Raw genomic sequence first — 19,584 nt, 5'->3', positions numbered from 1 at the left:
GCTCCCTCTTCAGGCCACCTCCCGCCAGGCCCCCTCGGGCCGCCCCTCCTCTCTCTGTGAGGCAACATGCGCTGTGTCATCGCCCGCTTCCCGTTCGACCTCACCAAGAGCGGGGTGATCGAGTCCATGAAGGGCGTCAAGCCCGAGCCCGTCGTGGGTGAGTCCGTACAGATCGGCCGCCGCCACTACCCCGTCAAGCAGGTCGGCTCGGTCATCACCCGGCAGGACCGCCGCGACTTCAGCGCCCAGGAAGTCGTACGGGCCATGACGATGCTCGGCTTCAAGTGCGCCACGATCGGCGAGGTGGGACCGGCCCCCGCGATGACCCCGGTCGAGGCCGCCTCGGCGCTGCTCGGCTCGCCCGCGCCCGCGTAACGCACGACGGCGGGCCAACGGCCCGCACCCAGCGCATCGACGAGGGCCCGGGCAGGCGTCGTCGTCTCTTCAGGGGCATCTGTTCTGTCGGACAGTCGGCCCGGCCATTCCGTCAGTAGGTGCTGTTCGGCGCGGCTGAGGGCGCTCTGGCGTCGGCGGCGTGTTGTCACAGTCCTGGCCGTCGCGCAAGCCGGAGGAACGCGGTCTACCCCCATCGGTGCGCGGGCGTTACCCGGATGGCGTAACTGAAGATGAGCCGACGCCCCGATCGGAGCAACGTGAAAGCATGCTCCATCACCTGGACATCCATCACGTGCGCATCCACCGTGGTCATCCCAGTGCCCTCGAAATCGCGGCCCTCACGGTCGTTCTGAGTGCGCTTGGTGATGCGATATCCGCACGGTCGGCCGAGCCGGAACGCAGGACGTCGAGAGCGTACTGGGACCGGTCCTGGAAGGGGCACGTGCCGGCGATCTCCTGGCGCGCGGACCCCTGAGAGCTGTGTGTCGGCTCCACGAGGTCAGGGGCCCGCATCATTTCAGCACCGCCTCGTCGGTCAGGGTTTTACGGCTACGGCGCCGAACTGGGGGAGTGCGGCAGGGGAGTTGGACTCGGGGCGCCATAGCGAGCACGACACGAGACCGGGACTGAGCAGGTCCAGGCCGTCGAAGAAGGAGCTGATCTCCGCACGGCTGCGGGCGGTGATGGGCGGTGTGGCGTTCTCGTTCCAGAACCTCATGGCCGCGACGTTGCCCTCACCGCCGAGGTCGGGGTCGGTGGTGGGGTGTGTCAGGACGAGATAGCTGCCGGAGGGGACCGCGGCCATGATGTGGCGCACGATGTCCTGCGCCTGGGCCGTATCGAGGACGAAGTTGAGGATGCCGAGCATCATGACCGCGACGGGCCGCTTGAGGTCGAGGGTCGCCGAGGCGCCCTCGATGACGCCGGCCGGCTGGTGGACGTCGGCGTCGATGTAGTCGGTGGCTCCCTGGGGAACGCTGGTCAGCAGGCTGCGGGCGTGTACGAGCACGATGGGGTCGTTGTCGACGTAGACGACCCGGGACTCGGGTGCGATCCGTTGGGCGATCTCGTGGGTGTTGTCCAGGGTGGGCAGCCCGGTGCCGATGTCGAGGAACTGCCGCACCGCGCAGTCGCCGGCCAGGAACCGGACCGCGCGGCCGAGGAAGGCGCGGTCCGCGCGGGCAACGTCCCGGATCACCGGGAACATCGTGGCGACCTGGTCACCGACCTGGTGGTCGACCTCGTAGTTGTCCTTCCCGCCGATCCAGTAGTTCCATACCCGTGCGTTGTGCGCGACCCGGGTATTCAGCCTGCCCGACACATCTGACGGGTACTGGCTCTCACTCACGTCTTCCCCTTCTTCCCGCTCACCCGCGAGGCGTCCCGGACGAGTAGCCCGCCACGGCGACAGCGGACCGTTACGGCCATTGTGCTGCTGGTGGATCACGACGTCCCCTGATTCGGCCATCCCGAGCCGAACCGGTATCGCGGTAGGCCGGCCGGTCGCCCCGCGCCGGCACGACGCACATACGGCCGGTGTCCACCGGCCTGTCGGTGGCGTGTCGGGGCGGGCCCGTGAGCTGTCGGTGTTCTGTCGGTGCCGCTGCCGAGGATGGACCCATCGAACCGATACGGGAGGTCACCATGACGAACAGCATCCGACCCCACCACTCACGCCCCACGTCGATCCTCGTCTCCGGCGCGGGCATCGCCGGAACCGCCCTGGCCTACTGGCTGGCGCGCTACGGCTTCAGCGTCACCGTCGTCGAACGAGCCGCGGACCTTCGTGGCGGAGGACAGGCGGTGGACGTGCGTGGCAGCGCGCTCCAAGTCATCGACCGGATGGGCCTGTTGGAGGATGTACGGGCCGCGAAGACCGGCCTGCGCGGCATGTCGTACGTCGACGCGGACGGCCGCGAGCTGCGCCGCACCACCGGGTGGACCGCCAGCGGCGGCTCCTCGGACGGCCCGGACGTGGAGATCCTCCGCGACGAGCTGGCCACGCTCCTCGCGCGGGCCGCGGGGACCGGCGTGGAGTACCTGTTCGGCGACTCGATCGGCACGCTGGTGCAGGACGACGGCGGTGTCCGGGTCCGCTTCGCGAGCGGCGCCGAGCGGCGGTTCGACCTCCTGGTGGGCGCCGATGGCCTCCACTCCGCCACCCGCCGCCTCGTCTTCGGCCCCGAAGCCGACTATCTGCATCCGATCGGCACCTACATCGCGTCGTGGAGCGCCCCCAACCACCTCGGCCTCGACCGCTGGGAGGTGTTCCACCAGCCCGGGGTCGACGGCGTCTGGGGCTGCATGGCCATGACCGTCCGGGACAACACCGAACTGCGCGTCTTCGTCGGCTTCACCTCCGAGGAGCCGTACGAGCGGCTGCTCCCCCGCGACCCCATGGCTCAGAAGAGGCTGGTGGCCGAGCGCTGCGCGTCCCTGCGCTGGGAGGTGCCCCGCTTCCTGAAAGCCATGTGGGAGACGGACGCCTTCCATTACGACGTGGTGGCGCAGATCCGGATGGACCGCTGGTCGCGCGGGCGCGTCGCACTCCTGGGCGACGCCGGGTACTGCTGCTCCCCGCTCACCGGGCAGGGCACCAGCGTGGCGTTGACGGCGGCCTACGTGCTCGCGGGGGAACTGCACGCGGCCGACGGCGACCACGAGACCGCCTTTCGGGCCTACGAGGAGCGGCTGCGCCCTCATGTGACGGCCTGTCAGGCGCTGCTCGGCCTGGGGCAGGAAATGGTGGCCGCCGAGGCGCGGGCAGCGGCCGGGCCGGAGGGGAACGAGGAGCCGACGGGCGTCGACGGGCCCGCCCGGGAGGACTCGCCGGAATTCCGTGCCGCCGTCGCCTTCGACCTGCCGGACTACTGACGGGCGGCCGGTCACAATCCGGGGCAAGCCGCGAATGGAGAGGTGTAACCGGGGCACACGGAAAGCTGGAGGTCGATTGCCATGGTTCCTTTGCTCCTCGTGCTGCTGCTGGCGCTGATCCTTTTCGGCGTTGGATTCGCAGTGAAAGTCCTGTGGTGGGTCGCGATCGCGGTCCTGGTGCTTTGGCTCATCGGTTTCGTCGCACGGCCCAGGGGCGGAAGCGGACGCTGGTATCGCTGGTAGGGGAATACCGGAACCCTGCTGGAGAAGCCGGTGCCGGAGGCCGGGTTGCGTCAGTCCGCACGCTTCAGTGGGTGCGCGGCAAGGAACTCCAGGACCGTGCTGCCGGAGTCCTCGCGGCTTTCCAGGAAATAGGCGTGACGGGCTCGGGTGAGCAGACGCAGGGTCGCGCCCGGGATGCGTTCGGCCAGCAGGGTGCCGTTGGCGGAAGGCGTCAGCCGGTCCGCGGTCCCGTGCAGGACCAGGGTCGGTGCGCTGATGTACGGCAGCATGGCCCACGCGTCGTGCCAGGTGCTGGCGCGGCGGTGCGCACGTCGCGCATGGCCGCTCATGCAGGGGTCCCCGAGCACGCTGAGCTGACCGGGGTGCGACTGCCGCCAGTGCGGGCCGACCATCAGATCCGCCAGCGTTTCGCGGGAGTCGTCCCTGCTCAGCCCCGGGATCACATCCGACTCGCTTGCCACCGTGCCGTCACCTCCGCCACTGGTGCATCCCAGGACGAGCGCGCCGACCCGGTGGGGGTGGTCGATGGCGAGCCACTGCGCGACCCGCCCGCCCATCGACGTCCCGTACACATGCGCCCGCTCGACACCGAGTTCGTCGAGTACCGCGATCACGTCCCGGGCGAACCGGCGGGTACTCCACTCGGCGTCCCGGGGGCTGTCGCTGGCGCCGGTGCCGAGCCAGTCGGGCGCGATCGTGGTGTGTGAGGACGAGAAGTCGGCTCGCACGGGATCCCACCATCGGCGGGAGTTCGCCTGACCGGCGAGCAGGACGAGCGGTTCACCGGTGCCGACGGAATCGAACCCGATCCGCGCTCCGTCCGCGGCTGTGGCATGTCGGTCACTCGTCGACGGGTCGGTGAACATGGCCGGTGGGGGTCCTCTCCTCGGTCGGCGGCGAACTGGTTGCGCGGGTGGCGTGCCGTGCACCGGGGGCGCGGCCAGGGATCGGTCACGGGTCGGCCGCTGCGGCGGCTCGCGGGGGTGGGCGGGGATTACCCAACAGGCTCCGAGGGCCCGGGGGCTCAGCCGGTCCGCGCGGGCGGCGCAGAGAACCTGACGTCTGCGGCGTGAGCGAGCACCTCGACGTCACTGCCGAGCGCCCACTCGGCAACGCGCGACACCGTGGCGGCCGGGACCTCGTCGCTGATGCCGCGCGCCGCGGGGATGTTCTGCGTCGCGTGGGCATCGTGCGGAAGGACCACCCGATAGCCCAGCTCCAGCGCGGTCCGAGCCGTCGCCTGAACACACATCTCGGACATCACACCGCACACGGCGAGCGCTCGGACCCCGGTCTCCGTCAACAGGTGCCCCAGCGATGTCTTCGCGAAGCCGTCGTCCCTGGTCTTACGGATCACGACCTCCGTGGGGCCGGCCTGGATCGGATGATGCAACTCCCATCCGGGCGTGTGGGGTTCGTCCTCCGCTCCGGGCCGCCCGTCGTTCTGGAGATGGACGACGAGCGCCCCGTTCTCCCGGGCCCGTGCGATCAACTCCGTCGTACGGTCGAGCAGTCGGACCGCGTCGGGCACCGCCCCCGGGCCCTTGACGAAGGCCGACTGGACGTCGACCACGAGCAGCGCTTCCACAGGGACGACGTGATCACTCATGCCGTCATCATGGTCCCCGGTGGCGGGTGTCTCCACCGGGTTTCGGAGTGTCCCCCTCGACGTGTTCGGTGTAGAAGTGCTCGGCGGCGGAGCCGGCGCCCGCGCGCTTCATCGCGAGGGCCAGGCGCCGCGACGCGGGCGACGAGGTGACCTCCAGGGTGGCGAAGTGGCCGACGAGCGCGCCCCGCAGGGCACGGCGCAGCCCGAACAGCGACATGAGGTTCACGGTGGCCAGCATCTGCGCCGACGCGGCGTCCAGGGTCATGGTCTACGCCTACCCGGTTCGGGCCGCATGCAACGAGCCTGTGGCGCTGTGGTCGCCGCCCCGAATCGCATTCCGCATGAAAAGCGGGCCAAACGGGCATCAAGCTTTCAGGACGCTCACACGACGGACCCCCTGCCTCCCGGCAGGGCAGGCCCCCGCCCCGTCGAAGGAGCCCTATGCGTACCTCCCTCGAAGAAACGATCCGCGCGGCACCGCCCGAACCGCCCACACCCGTGGTGCGGCGCCGGGCACTGGACGGCATCGCGGAGGTGGAGCAGCCCCAGAACCTCAGCACCGGCGACGCCCAAGCACTGTCGGCGACCTTGTTCCGGCGCCTGGCCGCACTGGAGGAGGGCACCGCCGAGCACGCGTACGTCCGCAACACCCTGGTCGAGCTCAACCTCAGCCTCGTGAAGTTCGCGGCGCGCCGATTCCGCAACCGCGCGGAGCCCATGGAGGACATCATCCAGGTCGGCACCATCGGCCTGATCAAGGCGATCAACCGCTTCGACGTGGAGCGCGGCGTGGAGTTCTCCTCGTTCGCACTCCCGACGATCACCGGGGAGATGAGGCGGTTCTTCCGTGACACCAGCTGGGCGGTCCAGGTGCCGCGCAGGCTCCAGGAGCTGCGGCTGCGCCTGGCCGACGCCCAGACGGCGCTCGGACAGGAACTCGGCCGGACGCCCACGACGGCCGAACTGGCCACCCGCCTCAATGTGCCCGAGGCCGAAGTCGTCGAGGGCGAGCAGGCCGCCAACGCCTACACCGCCCGCTCGCTCGACCTCGTCGACGACGTGGACGGCGGGGCCGGTGCCGTGATGCGCTGGCTCGGCCGCGAGGACGCGTCGTACGACATCGTCGAATCGCTGGAATCCCTCAAACCGCTCATCGCGGCCCTCACCGACCGTGAGCGAACCATCCTCTCGCTGCGGTTCGGCGAGGAACTGACGCAGTCCGAGATCGGCGCCCGTGTGGGCCTCTCGCAGATGCACGTGTCGCGCCTGCTGGCACAGATCCTGGAACGGCTGCGCGCGGGCCTCTTCGCGGACGCACCTGATGAGGCCTAGACGTGGCCTAGACGCGTCCGACGGGACCCGGACGCGCCGACGAGACCGCTGACGAGACCTACGGGTCCTGTGTGCCTAGGGGCCCTGTGTCCTGCCCTGTGACGGCAGGGCGACCTCCAGCCACACCGCCTTGCCGGTCCCAGCCGGCGCCGTGCCCCAGCTCTCGGCGAGGCGGTCGAGCAGCATCAGGCCGTGGCCGCCGGGCAGGGAGGGAGCGCGGGGAAGGCGCACGGGGGCGGCGGGGCTGTCGTCGAGAACCTCCACCCGCAGGTGGCCGTCCGCGTGCCGAAGTACCAGCTCGCGGGGCCCGCCCGCGTGCAGACACGCGTTGGTGACGACCTCGGACACCAGCAGGAGTACGTCGTCGACCCGCTCCCGGTCGGCCGCGTCGACGGTCGACGTCCAGCCCCAGTCGTCCAGGGCCCGCCTCGTGAAGTCGCGGCACCGCGTAACCGCGCCCTTCGCGCCGAACAGCTCCAGGCGGCGGATCTGACGGATCTGACGGTGCCCGGTCCGCTTCGGCGCCGCCGCGACCTGCTCCGCGAGGGCGGCCCGCGGCGGCTCCGGGGTGTCGTCGTCCCGGTCACCGGTCAGCGAGAGCAACGTGACCCCGCGAAGGTGCCGCGTCACGACGGTGAAGCGCCCGCCACCGGCGAAGCTCTCCTGCGGAGCGTCGTCCGCCGATCCCGTCGCCATGGGTTCACCCGCCTCCTTCGCCGTCGCCCGTCGCTCCCATGCCGCGCGCGAATGAGGCCGCGCGTGGGGGAGACCCATGAGGAGAGTGCCCGATCGCCGCCGCTCTACTTGCGCGGGGCGCGGGAGGACAGCGTGCTGACGTGCCGAGGGGGTGGGTGCCATCAGAGGCAGGGAAGAGAGCGGATGTTTCCATCGAAGGAACCCGGCTATTCATTACATATGGCGCAAATAGGCTACACAATGATGACCGAGCAGACCGGACCGCGCGAGCTCGTCACGGACCTGGTCGCCGCCGAGCGTGCGGGATTCGACTTCTCCGTCACCTCCGACCACTACTTCCCCTGGCTCGACAGCCAAGGGCACGCCCCGTACGCGTGGAGCGTGCTCGGCGCGGCGGCTCAGGCGACCACGCGCATCCCGCTGATGACGTATGTGACCTGCCCGACGATGCGCTACCACCCCGTCGTCGTGGCGCAGAAAGCGGCGACGATGCAGATCCTGTCCGAGGGCAGGTTCCGTCTCGGACTCGGATCCGGCGAGAACCTCAACGAGCATGTGGTGGGCGCCGGTTGGCCCGCGCCCGAGGTGCGTCTGGAGATGCTCGACGAGGCCGTGGACATCATCCGCGCGCTCTTCGAGGGCGACAACGTCAACCATGCGGGCGCGCACTTCGCCGTGGGCAACGCCCGGCTCTGGGACCTCCCCGACGAACCCCCGCCCATCGGCGTCGCGGTGTCCGGCGAGCGCTCCTGCGCCATCGCCGGCCGCGACGCCGACCTGCTCATCGCCACCGAACCCAAAGCAGAGCTCATCGAGTCCTTCAACCGGCACGGCGGCGCCGGGAAACCCCGCGTGGGGCAACTGCCCGTCTGCTACGACACCGACCGCGACGGGGCGATCGCCCGGGCCCACGACCAGTTCCGCTGGTTCGGCGGCGGCTGGCCGGTCAACTCCGAGCTCCCGGGCCCGTCCGGCTTCGAGGGCGCTACGCGGTTCGTCACGCCGGAGGACGTGGCCGAGGCCATTCCGTGCGGCGACGACGTCAGCGCGTTCGTCGACGCCGTACGCCCCTTCGTCGACGCGGGCTTCACCGAGGTCGCGCTCGTGCAGATCGGGGGCGAGCACCAACTGCCCTTCATCGACTGGGCCGAGAAGAAGCTGCTGCCCGCGCTGCGCGACCTGTGACCCGGAAGACCCGCCAGCGGCCAGGGGCCGACGTCTCGACGACGCTCGTGTACGGGGCGAACCGGGTGGTTGGCTGTTTGGCTTCGTGCCGCGGGGGTTAACCGGATCTCATGCGATTCCTGTCAGCGAAGTTGGCGCCAGCGGGGGCGGGCCCCCCGGGACGAGACGATCAAGAGGGGTGTGGTGCTCCGGCGCGGGCCTTTCTCAAGGCGCTGGACGCGCTCGGTGAGGCCAAGCAGCTCGACAAGATCACGGGCCCGTTGCAGAGGCTCGTCCGTGCGCTGCCGCTCGGGCCCTACCGTGCTGTCCTCCAGGGCCGGCCGATCGGGCATCCGCTGCACCCCGTGCTGGTGCAGGTGCCGATCGGGGCGTGGACGTCCGCGGCGGTCCTCGACCTCGTGCCGGGCGCGGGGCGCAACGCGCGCCTCCTGGTGGGCATGGGGGTCGTCTCCGCGGTGCCGGCCGCCTGGGCGGGCTGGGTGGACTGGGCGGAGCAGCCCGAGCGGCAGTTGCGTACGGGAGTGGTGCACGCCGCGTCGAACGGCGTGGCCATCGGTCTGTACGCCAGTTCCTGGGTCGCACGGGGCCGCGGCAGGCCGGCGTTCGGCCGGCTCCTCGGCTTCGCCGGGCTCACCGTGGCCAGCGTCGGCGGAATGCTCGGTGGTCATCTGGCCTTCCGGCAGGCGGTCGGCTCCAACAAGACGGAGCCGATCGACCACCTGGTCGAGCCCGGGTGGCACGCCGTGGGCACCGCCGCGGAATTCCCCGAAGGGAAGGGTGTCCGGCGGATGCTGGGCGCGGTCCCCTTGCTCGTGGTGCGTGAGCCGGACGGCGGGTTCCACGTTCTGGTCGACCGGTGCAGCCACATGGCGGGCCCGCTGTCCCAGGGCGAAGTGGCGGACGGCTGTGTCGAGTGCCCATGGCACAAAAGCGTGTTCCGCCTGGCGGACGGGCGGAACGTAGCGGGCCCGGCCACAGCGCCCCAGCCCACCTTCGAAACCCGGCTGACACAGGAGGGTGCGCTGGAAGTCAGGCTCCCCACCGCTGTCTGAGCCGCTCAAGGCGTGCGGGGCTACGCGACCCTGCGTGCCGTGCTGCTCGGGCTCGGGGCGCGCCCACCGTGCCCGGAGCAGGTCAGGCCGATCAGGTCTCTCCTGCGCCAGGCCCGCTTCACAGGCCGACGGAGGTCACGGGCCGATCGCTTCCTCGATTCGGACAGCGCGCAGCGGGTAGGTGCAAAACGGTATGAAATGGTCCGTGGAGCGGCGGGTGCACGGGGCGGCGCGAGACGTTCCGTGAACCACCCCTCGAACGGCTGTGAGCGGCAAGGAGCTGTCGACTGCTCGACGTCCACCAGGAGGTGCCCACCATGGCGGCGAAGGACGCGCTGAGCGATTACCGCCGCAAACGCGACTTCTCGAAGACACGGGAGCCCAAGGGCCACGCCGCACGGAGCAAGGGCCCTGCGCCGACCTTCGTGGTGCAGATTCACGACGCGAGCACGCTCCACTTCGACTTCCGCCTTGAGGTGGACGGGGTGTTGAAGTCGTGGGCGGTCCCCAAGGGCCCGTCCGGCGACCCGCACGACAAGCGGCTCGCGATGCCCACCGAGGATCACCCATTGGCGTACTCGGATTTCGAGGGTGTCATCAGTGAAGGCGAGTACGGCGCGGGGACGGTGATCGTCTGGGACACGGGCACGTACCGCAGTCTGGCCACCGACCACCACGGCCACGAGATCCCCTTCGCCGAAGCGCTCGACCACGGTCACGCCTCGTTCTGGCTGGAGGGCACCAAGCTGCACGGAGGCTATGCGCTGACCCGGATCCGTACGAGCGCGGATGGTGACCGCGAGGCCTGGCTGCTGGTCAAACAGGACGACAGACACGCCTCCGCACACAGCGCGACCGAGCCCACCCGCGCCCGCTCTTCGCTGAGCGGCCGCACGCTCAAGCAGGTCGCCGACGAAGCCGCGGGGAAGACGCCGTGATGGCCCCGGCCCTCAGCGGCGAGCCCGAGGCGTCCGTACGCCTCGACGACGGGATCCGGCAGCGGGCCACCCACTGGGTACGCCCCGAACTCGTCGCGCAGATCGGCTTCACCGAATGGACCCGCGCGGGCCTGCCGCGCCACCCCCGCTTCCTGGGGCTGCGCGACGGCAAGCGCCCCGCCGACGTGGTCCGCGAACACCCGCAGGGAGGCGGGAAATGAGCTCCGCGGAGACGACGACCATCCGGGCCGGTCGACGCACGGTACGACTGAGCCGCCCCGACAAGGTCCTTTTCCCCGATGACGGCATCACCAAGAGCGACCTCGCGGAGTACTACCGGACCGTGGCCCGGCGCATGCTGCCGCACCTGCGCGGGCGGCCGCTGATGCTGGAGCGCCACCCGGACGGCATCGACGGCGGGGCCTTCATGCAGAAGGACACCCCCGACTACTTCCCCGACTGGATCGACCGCGCGGAGCTGCCGAAGGAGGGCGGCACCGTCACCCACGTCCTGTGCGGCGACACGGCCACCGCCGTCTACCTCGCCGGCCAGGGCTGCATCACGCTGCACCGCTGGCTCTCCCGCGCCGACCGGCCCGACCACCCGGACCGCCTCGTCTTCGACCTCGATCCACCCGAGGACGACTTCGCGGCGGTGCGGGCGGCCGCCCGGCTGTTGCACGACCTGCTCGACGAACTGGAACTGCCGTCCGCCGTGATGACCACGGGATCCCGAGGGCTGCACGTCCTCGTACCCCTGGACCGGCGCGCGCCCTTCGACGACGTCCGCGACTTCGCCCTCGGCACCGCCAACCTCCTTACGGCCCGGCACCCCGACACCCTCACCACGGCCCCCAGGAAAGAGGCCCGACGAGGCCGGCTCTACCTGGACACCCAGCGCAACGCCTACGCGCAGACGGCCGTCGCGCCCTACTCCGTACGAGCCCTTCCGGGAGCGCCCGTCGCGACGCCGCTGGCCTGGGCCGAGATCGACGATCCGGATCTCGACGCCCGGCGCTGGACCCTGGGGACCATTGCCGACCGGCTCGACAACGACCCCTGGCGGAACGCCCTGCGCCGTGGCCGGTCCCTCGCCGCGGCCCGTCGGCGGCTCACCACCCTGCGCGACAAGCCCTGACTCCCGCCAGGGCGGCCTTCCATCGCGCGCCGACGGCAACGTGGCTTGCCACCACCGACCCGCATGAGGAGCGAGGCCCTGATGAACACCAAGGACACGACGGCCGCGCTGCTGCGTGATCACGGCCGCAGCTACGCCGAGGAAGCGGGCATCACCTTGCGCGACAAGCCGTCGCCGCTCTACCAGTTGCTGGTCCTTGCGGTGCTGTGCTCGACGCGGATCAAGGCGGACATCGCGACCGACGCCGCACGCGAACTGTTCCGGGCGCGCCTGCGGACCGCCCGCGCGATGGCGGAGACGGACTGGCAGACGATCGTCGACACACTCGGCCGGGCCCACTACCGCCGCTACGACGAGAGCACCGCGACCGCCCTGCTGGAAGGAGCCGACCTGATCCTGCGACGCTGGCGCGGTGACCTGCGCCGACTGCGGGACGAGGCGGACGGCGACCCCGAACGCGTGCGAGAGCTGCTGCGGGACGTACCTCGGATCGGCCCCGTCGGAGCGGGCATCTTCTGCCGCGAGGCACAGGGAGTCTGGCCCGAACTCCGCCCGTTCTTCGACGACCGGGCCCGGGAGGCCGCCTCCGCGCTGGGCCTCCCCACCACCGCGAAGGGCCTGGCCCGGCTGGTGCCCCCGGACGAGCTGCCGAGACTCGCCGCCGCACTGGTCCGGTCAGGGCTTGAGCACTGAACCCCGGGCCAGGTGCCAGGCCGTGTCGGCGATGCGGCATCACGAGGCCGGCACCGTCGCCGTCGACGTGTTCCACCCCGACACCCGCAGACGCGGCGCGGAACCGTGCAGATCCGCCGTGCGGTACGTCGCCGTCAGGGTCGTCGACTCGCCGGGCCACAGGCTCACCTGGTTGTCCGACCAGCGCACCGGCAGGACCGGGGCGCCGTCCGCGTTCACCAGGTGCACGTCGGTGAGCAGTGCCGGTACCGCTCCCGAGCCCGTGTTCCGCACGGTCACCGTCGTCGTCGACATGCCGTCCGGGCCCGTCGTGGTCGTCGCCGACACAGACACCTTCGCCTTCGGCATCGAGGCCAGGCCCTTGAGGTCGGCGTAGGCCGTCGTCGGCGTGTGGTACCAGTCGGTGCGGGCGTAGTCGAGGACGTCGGCCCTGGTGGAGAGCCAGTACACATTGCGGCTCACCTCCTTGCCGGACGCGTCGGTGAGGACCAGCTTGGCCAGGTATGTGGGGGACAGGCCGCTCACCGACGCCGGGACGGTCAGCGCCGTGGTGCTCGCGCCGTTCCCGGCGACGTTCACCCCGCTCACCGTCCGGTCGTACTTCTGAGTGCCGTCCGTGGTGAAGAGGGTCACCCGTGCGGTGAGCCCGGAGGCCGCGGCGGGCCGGCTGTTGACTACGGACACCGCGCGGTTGTCGTAGGAGTACTGGACGTGCAGCGGCTCGTTCGCCTTCTTCGCGCCGAAGTAGGCGCCACCCTGGTCCAGGTAACGGTCCGTCAACTGCCAGTGCAGGGAGGTCCATCCACTGTTGAACATCCAGTGGACGACTCCGGTCGCCGGCTTCGTCGCGTCCTTGGCGTTGCGGCCGTACGCCTCGAACTGGGCCCGCACGTTCTCGTACTGCGCGAGCTGCGCCTTGCGTACGTAGTCGTCGAGGCCGGTCGGGGTGCCGTAGCGGCCGGCCAGGGCGTCGTCGTACAGCTTGAGCGTGGCGAAGGTGGAGGAGGGGGAGCGGTGGTACTGCTTCGCGGAGGGGGACTTCCACAGGGTGTCGAGTTCCGCCGGTGACATCATGCGGCGCAGGGTGTCGAGGGTGGGGATGTCGGGGCCCGCGCTGGTCTCGGAGTTGAAGCCGGTGGCGCCGCCCTCCCGCTTGTCGTACCAGTAGTACGGCGGCACCCAGTCGTACGGGCCCGTCATCTTCATGCCTGAACTGCCGGTGATCGGCGAGGACTTGTCGGACGCCGCAGCCACGACGGGAGTCGGCCAGTCGGCCGCCTTCAGCGCGTCCACGTAGTTCTTCTCGATCGTCTTGTCGGGGGCGAAGTCGCTGCCGATCAGGAACGAGATCACGCTCGGGTGGTCGCGCAGGCGGGCGGCTTCCGCCGCCATGGAGGCCTTCGCCACCGGGTAGTCGCCCGCGGTCCACTTGTCGCCCGACTCGCCGCCGTTGACCTGGCCCTCCCACTTGTCGCAGCACTCCCAGCCGGGCAGCGTCAGAATGCCGTGGCGGTCGGCCAGGTCGAAGAACTCGTCCGGCTCGATGTGGCCTTCCAGGCGGATGGTGTTGAGCCCGAGGTCGAGTGCGTACGTGAGCCGGTCCTCCACATAGGTGCGGTCCCAGCGCAGATACTCGTCGGGGGACCAGCCGCCGCCCTTGATCAGCAGCGGCCGCCCGTTCACCGAGTACTGGCGAGCGCCGTCGGAGTTCAACGGGGCCTTCACATCCCGGATGCCGAACGACTCGTGTGCCGTGTCGGAGGGGGTGGCCGAGACCGATGCCGTCAGGTTCAGGTCGTACAGCGGCTGCCCGCCCATGCCCGCCGGCCACCACACCTGCGGTGATTTCAGGCGGAGTTGGGGATACGCCGCCGGGGTGAAGGCGACCGGCTTCGTCTCGTGCGCCTTGAGTGTGACCTCCTGGCTGAAGGAGACCTGCCCGATCGTGCCGGATACGGTCGCGGTGACCGGGGCGGCCGAGTCGTTGCGGGCCCGCGCCTTCACGGTCAGGTCGGCGGACGCCAGCGACGGCACGGCGAGCGATGTCACCACGTGCGCGTCGCGCAGCGCGACCTGGCCGCCGCGCCTCACCACCACATCGCGGACGATGCCCATGTTCTGGTCGGGCGGCGGCTGCAGCCAGTCGATCCAGCCCATCGTGAGGTTCTTCCTCGGGTCGTTGGGCTGGATCCGGAAGGCCACCGCGTTCGTGCCCGCCTTCACCAACTCCGTTACATCCAGCTCGTGGTGGGTGTACGCACCGGTGACGGCACCCCTGTCGGCGACCTGCTTGCCATTCACGTACACATCGGCGGCCGAGACCACCCCGCTGAAGTCGAGGTAGGTGCGGGAGGAGGTGTCGGCGACGGTGAAGTCCGAGCGGTACCACCAGGGGACCGTGAAGTCCGCCTTCGGGATCTTCTCCTGGTTGGTCGAGTAGAACGGGTCGGCATACCTTCCGGCCGCGAGCAGCGCGGCCAGCACCGTGGAGCGCGGGCCGGCCGCGACCCAGCCGGTGGCGGGATAGCCGGGGCTCGACACGGCGGCCGGGGCGTCGGCGACCTTGGCCGTCGACTGGATCGCGTATCCGGCCAGGGCGGTCGCGCTCCCCGGCGCCGAGGCGATGGGGGTCACCCGGCCGCGGGCGGGACGGGCGTCCGGCGTCGCCGACGAGGTGCCGGCGGTGAGGGCGAGGATCAGGCCGAGTACCGCGACGGCGGCGGTCCTTCGGCGCGCGGGGGCGGGGCGGTGGAACACGGTGGTCTCCCAGAGGGCTGGTCGGAACATCCGCGCATCGCTACAAGTAAAGAAGCCTTACTAACTTGTGCCAGCAAGCTAGAGGGGATGGGAGAGGCATGTCAATCGCGGGACCCCGCGCACCCGGGCGGGGTTCAGACACAGGCTCTGAGGCGTGACGCGGGGTCCTCAGTGCGCCGAGCGCCGCTCGAAGGCCACGTCCCGTGCCGTGCCGAGCGCCGTCGCCACCGCGCCGAGCAGCACCGCGTCCTCCCCGAGCGAACTCGGCGCCACCTTCGGCCGGAGCGGCGTGAGCGCACGGAGCGTGTCGCGTACGGGGCGAAGGAGTATGTCCGCGCTGTGGCCGACGCCTCCGCCGAGCACCACGAGATCGGGGTCAAGGACGGCGGCGACCACCGCGACGGTGTGCGCGATCCGCTCGCCCTCCAGCTGAACCGCCTCGACGGCGGCGGCGGTTCCGGCCCGGGCCGCGTCGAAGACGTCCTTGGCGGAGAGCGGTCCCGCCATGCCGAGCGAGCGTGCGGCGGCCACGACCGCGTCGCCGGAGACCGCGTCCTCCAGGGTGTCCGGCTTCTGGCGGCCGGGCCACGGCAGGAAGCCGATCTCGCCGGCGCCGCCGTGCGCCCCGGTGAAGAGCTGGCCCTCGCTGACCACGCCCATGCCGAGGCCGGTGCCGATCATGACGTACACGAAGAGCCTGCTGCCCGCACCGACGCCGAAGGTGTGCTCGCCGAGCGCCGCCAGGTTCGCGTCGTTGTGGACCGCGAGCGGTATGCCGAGCCGCTCCCGCATCTGGTCGAAAAGGCCCGGCCTGCCCCAGCCCGGAAGGTGCTGGGCATAGCGGACGCGCCGCTTCTCGGCGTCGTACACGCCGGGGGTGCCGACCACCGCCTGGGCGACCTTGTCCGCGTCCACGCCCGAATCCTCGACGAGTTGGTGCGCGCTGGTGACGACCAGGTCGGCCATCGTCGCCGAGGTGCGGGCCTGGTTGCGGACCTCGGAGCGGGCCACCACCGTGCCGTCGAGGTCGGCCAGCGCGATCCGCAGCCAGGCCCGGCCGATGTCGATGCCGAGCGCGTAACCCGCCGTCGGGTCGGGTGCGTAGAGCACGGCGGCCCGGCCCCGCTCGGGGGTCATCGTGCCCGCCTCGCGGACCAGGCCCGCCAGTTCGAGCGAGGCGAGCGCGCTGGACACCGTGGGTTTGGACAGGCCGGTGTCCCGCGCGAGCTGGGCCCGGGACGCGGGGCCCCCGGCGCGCAGCCGGTCGAGCAGCAGACGCTCGTTGGAGCTGCGCTGCCGCTGCGGGTTCCAGGGCAGGCCGCCACCCTCGTCGCTGCTGGTCATCGCATCATTCTCACGCATCGGTCCGCGCTGGTCACTGACGACCCCTTGACGGTCAAAGTAAAGGTACTTAACTTAAGCACGTCCAACGCCGGGGGAATCCGAACACTGGCGAATCGGCAGTAGCTTCCTCTTCTCGCCCCTCAGCCCCGGGAGGACCCCAGTGTCCGGAACCCCTCCGCCGGCCGGCGGCTTCGTCCGCCGGATCGCACTCTTCCAGGCCACCGCCATCAACATGAGCCAGATGTGCGGGATCGGCCCGTTCGTGACCATCCCGCTGATGGTCGCCGCGTTCGGCGGGCCCCAGGCCGTCATCGGCTTCGTCGCGGGCGCGATACTCGCCCTGGCCGACGGGCTGATCTGGGCCGAACTCGGCGCCTCGCTGCCCGGATCCGGCGGCAGCTACGTCTATCTGCGCCAGGCCTTCCAGTACCGCACGGGCCGGCTGATGCCGTTCCTCTTCGTGTGGACGGCCATGCTCTTCATCCCGCTCATCATGTCCACCGGCGTCGTCGGCTTCGTCCAGTACCTCGGCTACCTCGCCCCGGACCTCGGCAAGACCTCCGGTGACCTGATCGGGCTCGGCATCATCGCCCTCGTGGTCCTGCTGCTCTGGCGCGGCATCGAGCACATCGCCCGGATCACCGCGGTGATGTGGGTCGTGATGATCGCCTCGGTGGCCCTGGTGATCATCGCTGCCGCCACCGACTTCAGCCCGCATCTCGCCTTCAACTACCCCTCGGGCGCCTTCGAGTTGACGAGCAGTCACTTCTGGACCGGATTCGCCGCGGGCCTCACCATCGGCATCTACGACTACCTCGGCTACAACACCACCGCCTACATGGGCGCCGAGATCAAGGACCCCGGACGCACCCTGCCGCGCTCCATCATCTATTCCGTCCTCGGCATCATGGCGATCTACCTGCTGCTCCAGATCGGCACCCTCGGCGTCATCGACTGGCAGCGGATGCTGGACCCGAACGACATCGCCTCCACCTCGGTCGCCTCCGCGGTCCTGGAGAAGACCTGGGGCAAGGGCGCCGCCGACGTCGTCACCGTCCTCATCCTGGTGACCGCGTTCGCCTCCGTCTTCACCGGGCTGCTCGGCGGCTCCCGGGTCCCGTACGACGCCGCCCGCGACAAGGTGTTCTTCCGCCCGTACGCCAAGCTGCACCCCCGGCACCGCTTCCCGATGCTGGGCCTGGTCACCATGGGTGTCATCACCGCCGTCGGCTTCATGATCGGCCGCCACACCGATCTGACCACCCTCATCCAGCTCCTCACCACGGTGATGGTCATCGTCCAGGCGCTCGCCCAGATCCTCGCCGTGACCGTACTGCGCAAGCGGCAGCCGGGCCTGCGCCGCCCCTACCGGATGTGGCTCTACCCGCTGCCGAGCCTGATCGCCCTGTTCGGCTGGCTCACCATCTACGGCTACGCCGACAAGAACTCGCCCGGCCGCCACCCCATCGAATGGTCACTGGCCTGGCTGGCGCTGGGCTGCGTCGCCTTCGTGCTGTGGGCACGCTTCGAGCGGGTCTGGCCGTTCGGGCCGCGCGAGATCCGCGAGGAGTACCTCGACGAGCCCTCGGTGGAGACGCTGCCGGCCTGAGAGCCTGTGCCCGAGTCGGGCGCGCGGGTGGGCCCCCGCCCGGATACCGGGACGGGGGCCCACTCATGTGCCGCGTACGCCATGTGGGTCCGCGCTCACGCGTGGCGTGGTCAACGGCACGTCTCCGTACGCTACGTGTCGCCCCGGCGAACCTCCTCCGTGATCGGGATCGACTTCGAGAGAGGCGAACTCGCGGCCGGAGCCTGCCCGTTGGGGGAGTCGCCGTTCTGGTTCATCGACGCGAGCAGCTGGCGCGCCAGGCCCAGACCCGTGCCGCCCATCGTCAGGGCCTTCGCGAACATCTCCGACATGCCCTCGGCGCCGTTCAGGAGCACCATGTGCTCCACATTGCCGAAGGCCGAAGCGCCCGCTTCCACGATCTGCGGCCAGTTCTCGGCGAGTTGCTGGGCGACGACCGCCTCCTGGTTCTCGGCGAGCGCCGCCGCGCGTGCCTTGATGGCCTCGGCCTCCGCCAGACCCCGGGCCTTCGCCGACTCGGCCTGTGCGAGCCCCTTGGCCTGCGTCGCCGACGCCTCGGCCTCACCCGTCGCCCGGGTCGCCTTCGCGGCCGCGAGCCCGCGCGCCTCGGTGGCCTGGGCCTCGGCCGCCGCGGCCGTTTTGACCCGGGTCGCCTCGGCCGCCGCCGCGAGCTCGGTCTCCTTCGCCTTGGCCTCGGCCGCCGAGATGCGGGCGTCACGCTCGGCCTCGGCCAGCGTCCGCTTCTCGTACGCATGGGCATCGGCGGGCTTGCGCACATCCGCCTGGAGCTGCTGCTCGCGGCGCTGTGCCTCCAGCTCGGCGACCCGGGTCTCCTGGACCACGACCTCCTGCCGGGCGGCGGCGTCCGCGAGCGGGCCCGCCTGCCGGGAGCTGGCCGCGGCCTTGTCCCGCTCGGCCTGGTAGCCGGCCTGCAGGATCTCGCTGTCCCGGGTCGCCTCCGACATCCGCGCGAACGCGGCCTGTTCGGCCTCGGTCGCCCGCAGGTTCGCCTCGGCCTGCGCGATCCGCGCGTCGCGCTGCACCGCGGCGGCGTGCGGCATCGCCAGGTTCTTGATGTACCCGGTCGGGTCGTCGATCTCGTGGATCTGCAAGGAGTCGACGATCAGACCGAGCTTCTCCATCTCCGTACCGCACGCGGCCCGGGTCTGCCCGGTGAGCTTCTCCCGGTCCCGGATCATGTCCTCGACGGTCAACCCGCCCACGATGGAACGGAGATGACCCGCGAAGACGTTGTGCACGCGGTCCGACATCAGCCGCTGCTGATCGAGGAAACGCCGGGCCGCGTTGGCGATCGACACGAAGTCGTCGCCCACCTTGAAGATGACCACGCCCCGCACCTTCAGCGGGATGCCCTGCTGCGTCACGCAGTCCACCGACAGCTCGGTCTCGTTGAGATCGAGCGACAGTTTCCTGACCGCCTGCACACCAGGCAGTACGAGGGTTCCCCGACCGGTGACGATCCGGAACCCCATGCCCTCGCCGAGCCCCTCGGTCCGGTGCTTCGAACCGGAGATGACGAGTGCTTCGTTCGGTTCGGCCACCCGCCACATGAGCTTGAACAGGCCTACCAGAACGATGATGGCGGCGAGAACCAGTCCCGCCGCGACGCCGATGACCATCGGCATACGCCCCCTTCATGCAGTGCCGCTCGGCACTGATGGAGGGAGTTTGCTCCTGGCCGGATCCGGCGTGAAGACGCTGACGGATCCTTGTCGCAA

The 19,584-nt window shown here is 70.5% G+C and carries 18 protein-coding genes and 2 pseudogenes; 12 read left to right on the top strand and 8 right to left on the bottom strand.

Annotated elements, in window-relative coordinates:
• Positions 1-66 precede the first annotated feature (66 nt).
• The gene (locus tag ACWC2B_RS24830; RefSeq protein WP_450720118.1) at positions 67-375 is read left to right on the top strand and encodes an SCO5918 family protein; all 309 of its coding nucleotides are present in this window, start codon (positions 67-69) and stop codon (positions 373-375) included.
• A 286-nt stretch (positions 376-661) separates the two neighbouring features.
• Positions 662-871, top strand: a complete 210-nt coding sequence (locus tag ACWC2B_RS24825) for an acyl-CoA carboxylase subunit epsilon (protein WP_450720116.1) — start codon at positions 662-664, stop codon at positions 869-871.
• Positions 872-931: 60 nt separating this feature from the next.
• Here ACWC2B_RS24825 and ACWC2B_RS24820 read toward each other — a convergent pair whose 3' ends face one another.
• Entirely contained in the window at positions 932-1,744 is an 813-nt protein-coding gene (locus tag ACWC2B_RS24820) for an SAM-dependent methyltransferase (protein WP_450720114.1), read from the bottom strand.
• 296 nt (positions 1,745-2,040) lie between these two features.
• Here ACWC2B_RS24820 and ACWC2B_RS24815 point away from each other — a divergent pair, with 296 nt between their 5' ends.
• Together ACWC2B_RS24815 and ACWC2B_RS24810 are read left to right on the top strand one after the other, a co-directional pair.
• Positions 2,041-3,270: an FAD-dependent monooxygenase gene (locus ACWC2B_RS24815; RefSeq protein ID WP_450720112.1), complete on the top strand. Its 1,230-nt coding sequence runs from the start codon at positions 2,041-2,043 to the stop codon at positions 3,268-3,270.
• An 81-nt stretch (positions 3,271-3,351) separates the two neighbouring features.
• Entirely contained in the window at positions 3,352-3,513 is a 162-nt protein-coding gene (locus tag ACWC2B_RS24810) for a hydrophobic protein (protein ID WP_450720110.1), read from the top strand.
• Between the two features lie 50 nt (positions 3,514-3,563).
• On the opposite strand, the gene ACWC2B_RS24805 is transcribed toward ACWC2B_RS24810, so the two are convergent.
• The 3 genes and pseudogenes from ACWC2B_RS24805 to ACWC2B_RS24795 all read right to left on the bottom strand — a co-directional run.
• Positions 3,564-4,379, bottom strand: a complete 816-nt coding sequence (locus tag ACWC2B_RS24805) for an alpha/beta fold hydrolase (protein WP_450720107.1) — start codon at positions 4,377-4,379, stop codon at positions 3,564-3,566.
• Between the two features lie 158 nt (positions 4,380-4,537).
• On the bottom strand, positions 4,538-5,122 hold the full coding sequence (locus tag ACWC2B_RS24800) for an isochorismatase family protein (RefSeq protein ID WP_450720105.1): 585 nt from the start codon (positions 5,120-5,122) through the stop codon (positions 4,538-4,540).
• A gap of 49 nt (positions 5,123-5,171) precedes the next feature.
• A pseudogene (locus ACWC2B_RS24795) lies at positions 5,172-5,381 on the bottom strand (iron-containing redox enzyme family protein); the annotation flags it as partial.
• Positions 5,382-5,563: 182 nt separating this feature from the next.
• Between ACWC2B_RS24795 and ACWC2B_RS24790 the strand changes: the two are divergent.
• On the top strand, positions 5,564-6,454 hold the full coding sequence (locus ACWC2B_RS24790) for a SigB/SigF/SigG family RNA polymerase sigma factor (RefSeq protein ID WP_450720103.1): 891 nt from the start codon (positions 5,564-5,566) through the stop codon (positions 6,452-6,454).
• A 75-nt stretch (positions 6,455-6,529) separates the two neighbouring features.
• On the opposite strand, the gene ACWC2B_RS24785 is transcribed toward ACWC2B_RS24790, so the two are convergent.
• Positions 6,530-7,150: an ATP-binding protein gene (locus ACWC2B_RS24785; RefSeq protein WP_450720101.1), complete on the bottom strand. Its 621-nt coding sequence runs from the start codon at positions 7,148-7,150 to the stop codon at positions 6,530-6,532.
• 219 nt (positions 7,151-7,369) lie between these two features.
• On the opposite strand from ACWC2B_RS24785, the gene ACWC2B_RS24780 reads away from it, so the two are divergent.
• From ACWC2B_RS24780 to ACWC2B_RS24755, 6 genes and pseudogenes are all read left to right on the top strand, one after another.
• Positions 7,370-8,335, top strand: coding sequence for an LLM class F420-dependent oxidoreductase (locus tag ACWC2B_RS24780; RefSeq protein ID WP_450720099.1), 966 nt, complete (start codon positions 7,370-7,372; stop codon positions 8,333-8,335).
• A 110-nt stretch (positions 8,336-8,445) separates the two neighbouring features.
• Positions 8,446-9,387, top strand: coding sequence for a Rieske 2Fe-2S domain-containing protein (locus tag ACWC2B_RS24775; RefSeq protein ID WP_450720097.1), 942 nt, complete (start codon positions 8,446-8,448; stop codon positions 9,385-9,387).
• A gap of 317 nt (positions 9,388-9,704) precedes the next feature.
• On the top strand, positions 9,705-10,325 hold the full coding sequence (locus ACWC2B_RS24770) for a DNA polymerase ligase N-terminal domain-containing protein (RefSeq protein WP_450720095.1): 621 nt from the start codon (positions 9,705-9,707) through the stop codon (positions 10,323-10,325).
• A gap of 62 nt (positions 10,326-10,387) precedes the next feature.
• Positions 10,388-10,546, top strand: a pseudogene (locus ACWC2B_RS24765) (ATP dependent DNA ligase); the annotation flags it as partial.
• A complete protein-coding gene (gene ligD, locus ACWC2B_RS24760; protein ID WP_450720093.1) occupies positions 10,543-11,463 on the top strand; it encodes a non-homologous end-joining DNA ligase in 921 nt (306 codons plus the stop codon). The pseudogene ACWC2B_RS24765 and the gene ligD, both read left to right, overlap by 4 nt.
• An 81-nt stretch (positions 11,464-11,544) precedes the next feature.
• Entirely contained in the window at positions 11,545-12,156 is a 612-nt protein-coding gene (locus ACWC2B_RS24755; protein ID WP_450720091.1) for an endonuclease, read from the top strand.
• Between the two features lie 39 nt (positions 12,157-12,195).
• On the opposite strand, the gene ACWC2B_RS24750 is transcribed toward ACWC2B_RS24755, so the two are convergent.
• On the bottom strand, positions 12,196-14,943 hold the full coding sequence (locus tag ACWC2B_RS24750) for a glycosyl hydrolase 2 galactose-binding domain-containing protein (RefSeq protein ID WP_450720089.1): 2,748 nt from the start codon (positions 14,941-14,943) through the stop codon (positions 12,196-12,198).
• Between the two features lie 138 nt (positions 14,944-15,081).
• Positions 15,082-16,257: an ROK family transcriptional regulator gene (locus ACWC2B_RS24745; RefSeq protein ID WP_450720087.1), complete on the bottom strand. Its 1,176-nt coding sequence runs from the start codon at positions 16,255-16,257 to the stop codon at positions 15,082-15,084.
• 160 nt (positions 16,258-16,417) lie between these two features.
• Between ACWC2B_RS24745 and ACWC2B_RS24740 the strand changes: the two genes are divergently transcribed.
• Positions 16,418-17,866: an APC family permease gene (locus ACWC2B_RS24740; protein WP_450720085.1), complete on the top strand. Its 1,449-nt coding sequence runs from the start codon at positions 16,418-16,420 to the stop codon at positions 17,864-17,866.
• A 131-nt stretch (positions 17,867-17,997) separates the two neighbouring features.
• Here the strand turns inward: ACWC2B_RS24740 and ACWC2B_RS24735 are convergent, their stop codons facing one another.
• Positions 17,998-19,491, bottom strand: coding sequence for a flotillin family protein (locus ACWC2B_RS24735; protein WP_450720083.1), 1,494 nt, complete (start codon positions 19,489-19,491; stop codon positions 17,998-18,000).
• Positions 19,492-19,584 lie beyond the last annotated feature (93 nt).

It is taken from the genome of Streptomyces sp. NPDC001415 (assembly GCF_053597395.1).
Note: the sequence above shows the minus strand (reverse complement) of the source record. Positions and strands in the feature narration are given on the sequence as shown.

Excerpts from the sequence above, each read along its gene's own strand:
- ACWC2B_RS24830 (WP_450720118.1), top strand. The coding sequence starts at position 67 with ATGCGCTGTGTCATCGCCCGCTTCCCGTTCGACCTCACCAAGAGCGGG.
- ACWC2B_RS24825 (WP_450720116.1), top strand. The coding sequence starts at position 662 with ATGCTCCATCACCTGGACATCCATCACGTGCGCATCCACCGTGGTCAT.
- ACWC2B_RS24815 (WP_450720112.1), top strand. The coding sequence starts at position 2,041 with ATGACGAACAGCATCCGACCCCACCACTCACGCCCCACGTCGATCCTC.
- ACWC2B_RS24810 (WP_450720110.1), top strand. The coding sequence starts at position 3,352 with ATGGTTCCTTTGCTCCTCGTGCTGCTGCTGGCGCTGATCCTTTTCGGC.
- ACWC2B_RS24805 (WP_450720107.1), bottom strand. The coding sequence starts at position 4,379 with ATGTTCACCGACCCGTCGACGAGTGACCGACATGCCACAGCCGCGGAC.
- ACWC2B_RS24800 (WP_450720105.1), bottom strand. The coding sequence starts at position 5,122 with ATGAGTGATCACGTCGTCCCTGTGGAAGCGCTGCTCGTGGTCGACGTC.
- ACWC2B_RS24790 (WP_450720103.1), top strand. The coding sequence starts at position 5,564 with ATGCGTACCTCCCTCGAAGAAACGATCCGCGCGGCACCGCCCGAACCG.
- ACWC2B_RS24785 (WP_450720101.1), bottom strand. The coding sequence starts at position 7,150 with ATGGCGACGGGATCGGCGGACGACGCTCCGCAGGAGAGCTTCGCCGGT.
- ACWC2B_RS24780 (WP_450720099.1), top strand. The coding sequence starts at position 7,370 with ATGGCGCAAATAGGCTACACAATGATGACCGAGCAGACCGGACCGCGC.
- ACWC2B_RS24775 (WP_450720097.1), top strand. The coding sequence starts at position 8,446 with ATGCGATTCCTGTCAGCGAAGTTGGCGCCAGCGGGGGCGGGCCCCCCG.
- ACWC2B_RS24770 (WP_450720095.1), top strand. The coding sequence starts at position 9,705 with ATGGCGGCGAAGGACGCGCTGAGCGATTACCGCCGCAAACGCGACTTC.
- ligD (WP_450720093.1), top strand. The coding sequence starts at position 10,543 with ATGAGCTCCGCGGAGACGACGACCATCCGGGCCGGTCGACGCACGGTA.
- ACWC2B_RS24755 (WP_450720091.1), top strand. The coding sequence starts at position 11,545 with ATGAACACCAAGGACACGACGGCCGCGCTGCTGCGTGATCACGGCCGC.
- ACWC2B_RS24750 (WP_450720089.1), bottom strand. The coding sequence starts at position 14,943 with ATGTTCCGACCAGCCCTCTGGGAGACCACCGTGTTCCACCGCCCCGCC.
- ACWC2B_RS24745 (WP_450720087.1), bottom strand. The coding sequence starts at position 16,257 with ATGACCAGCAGCGACGAGGGTGGCGGCCTGCCCTGGAACCCGCAGCGG.
- ACWC2B_RS24735 (WP_450720083.1), bottom strand. The coding sequence starts at position 19,491 with ATGCCGATGGTCATCGGCGTCGCGGCGGGACTGGTTCTCGCCGCCATC.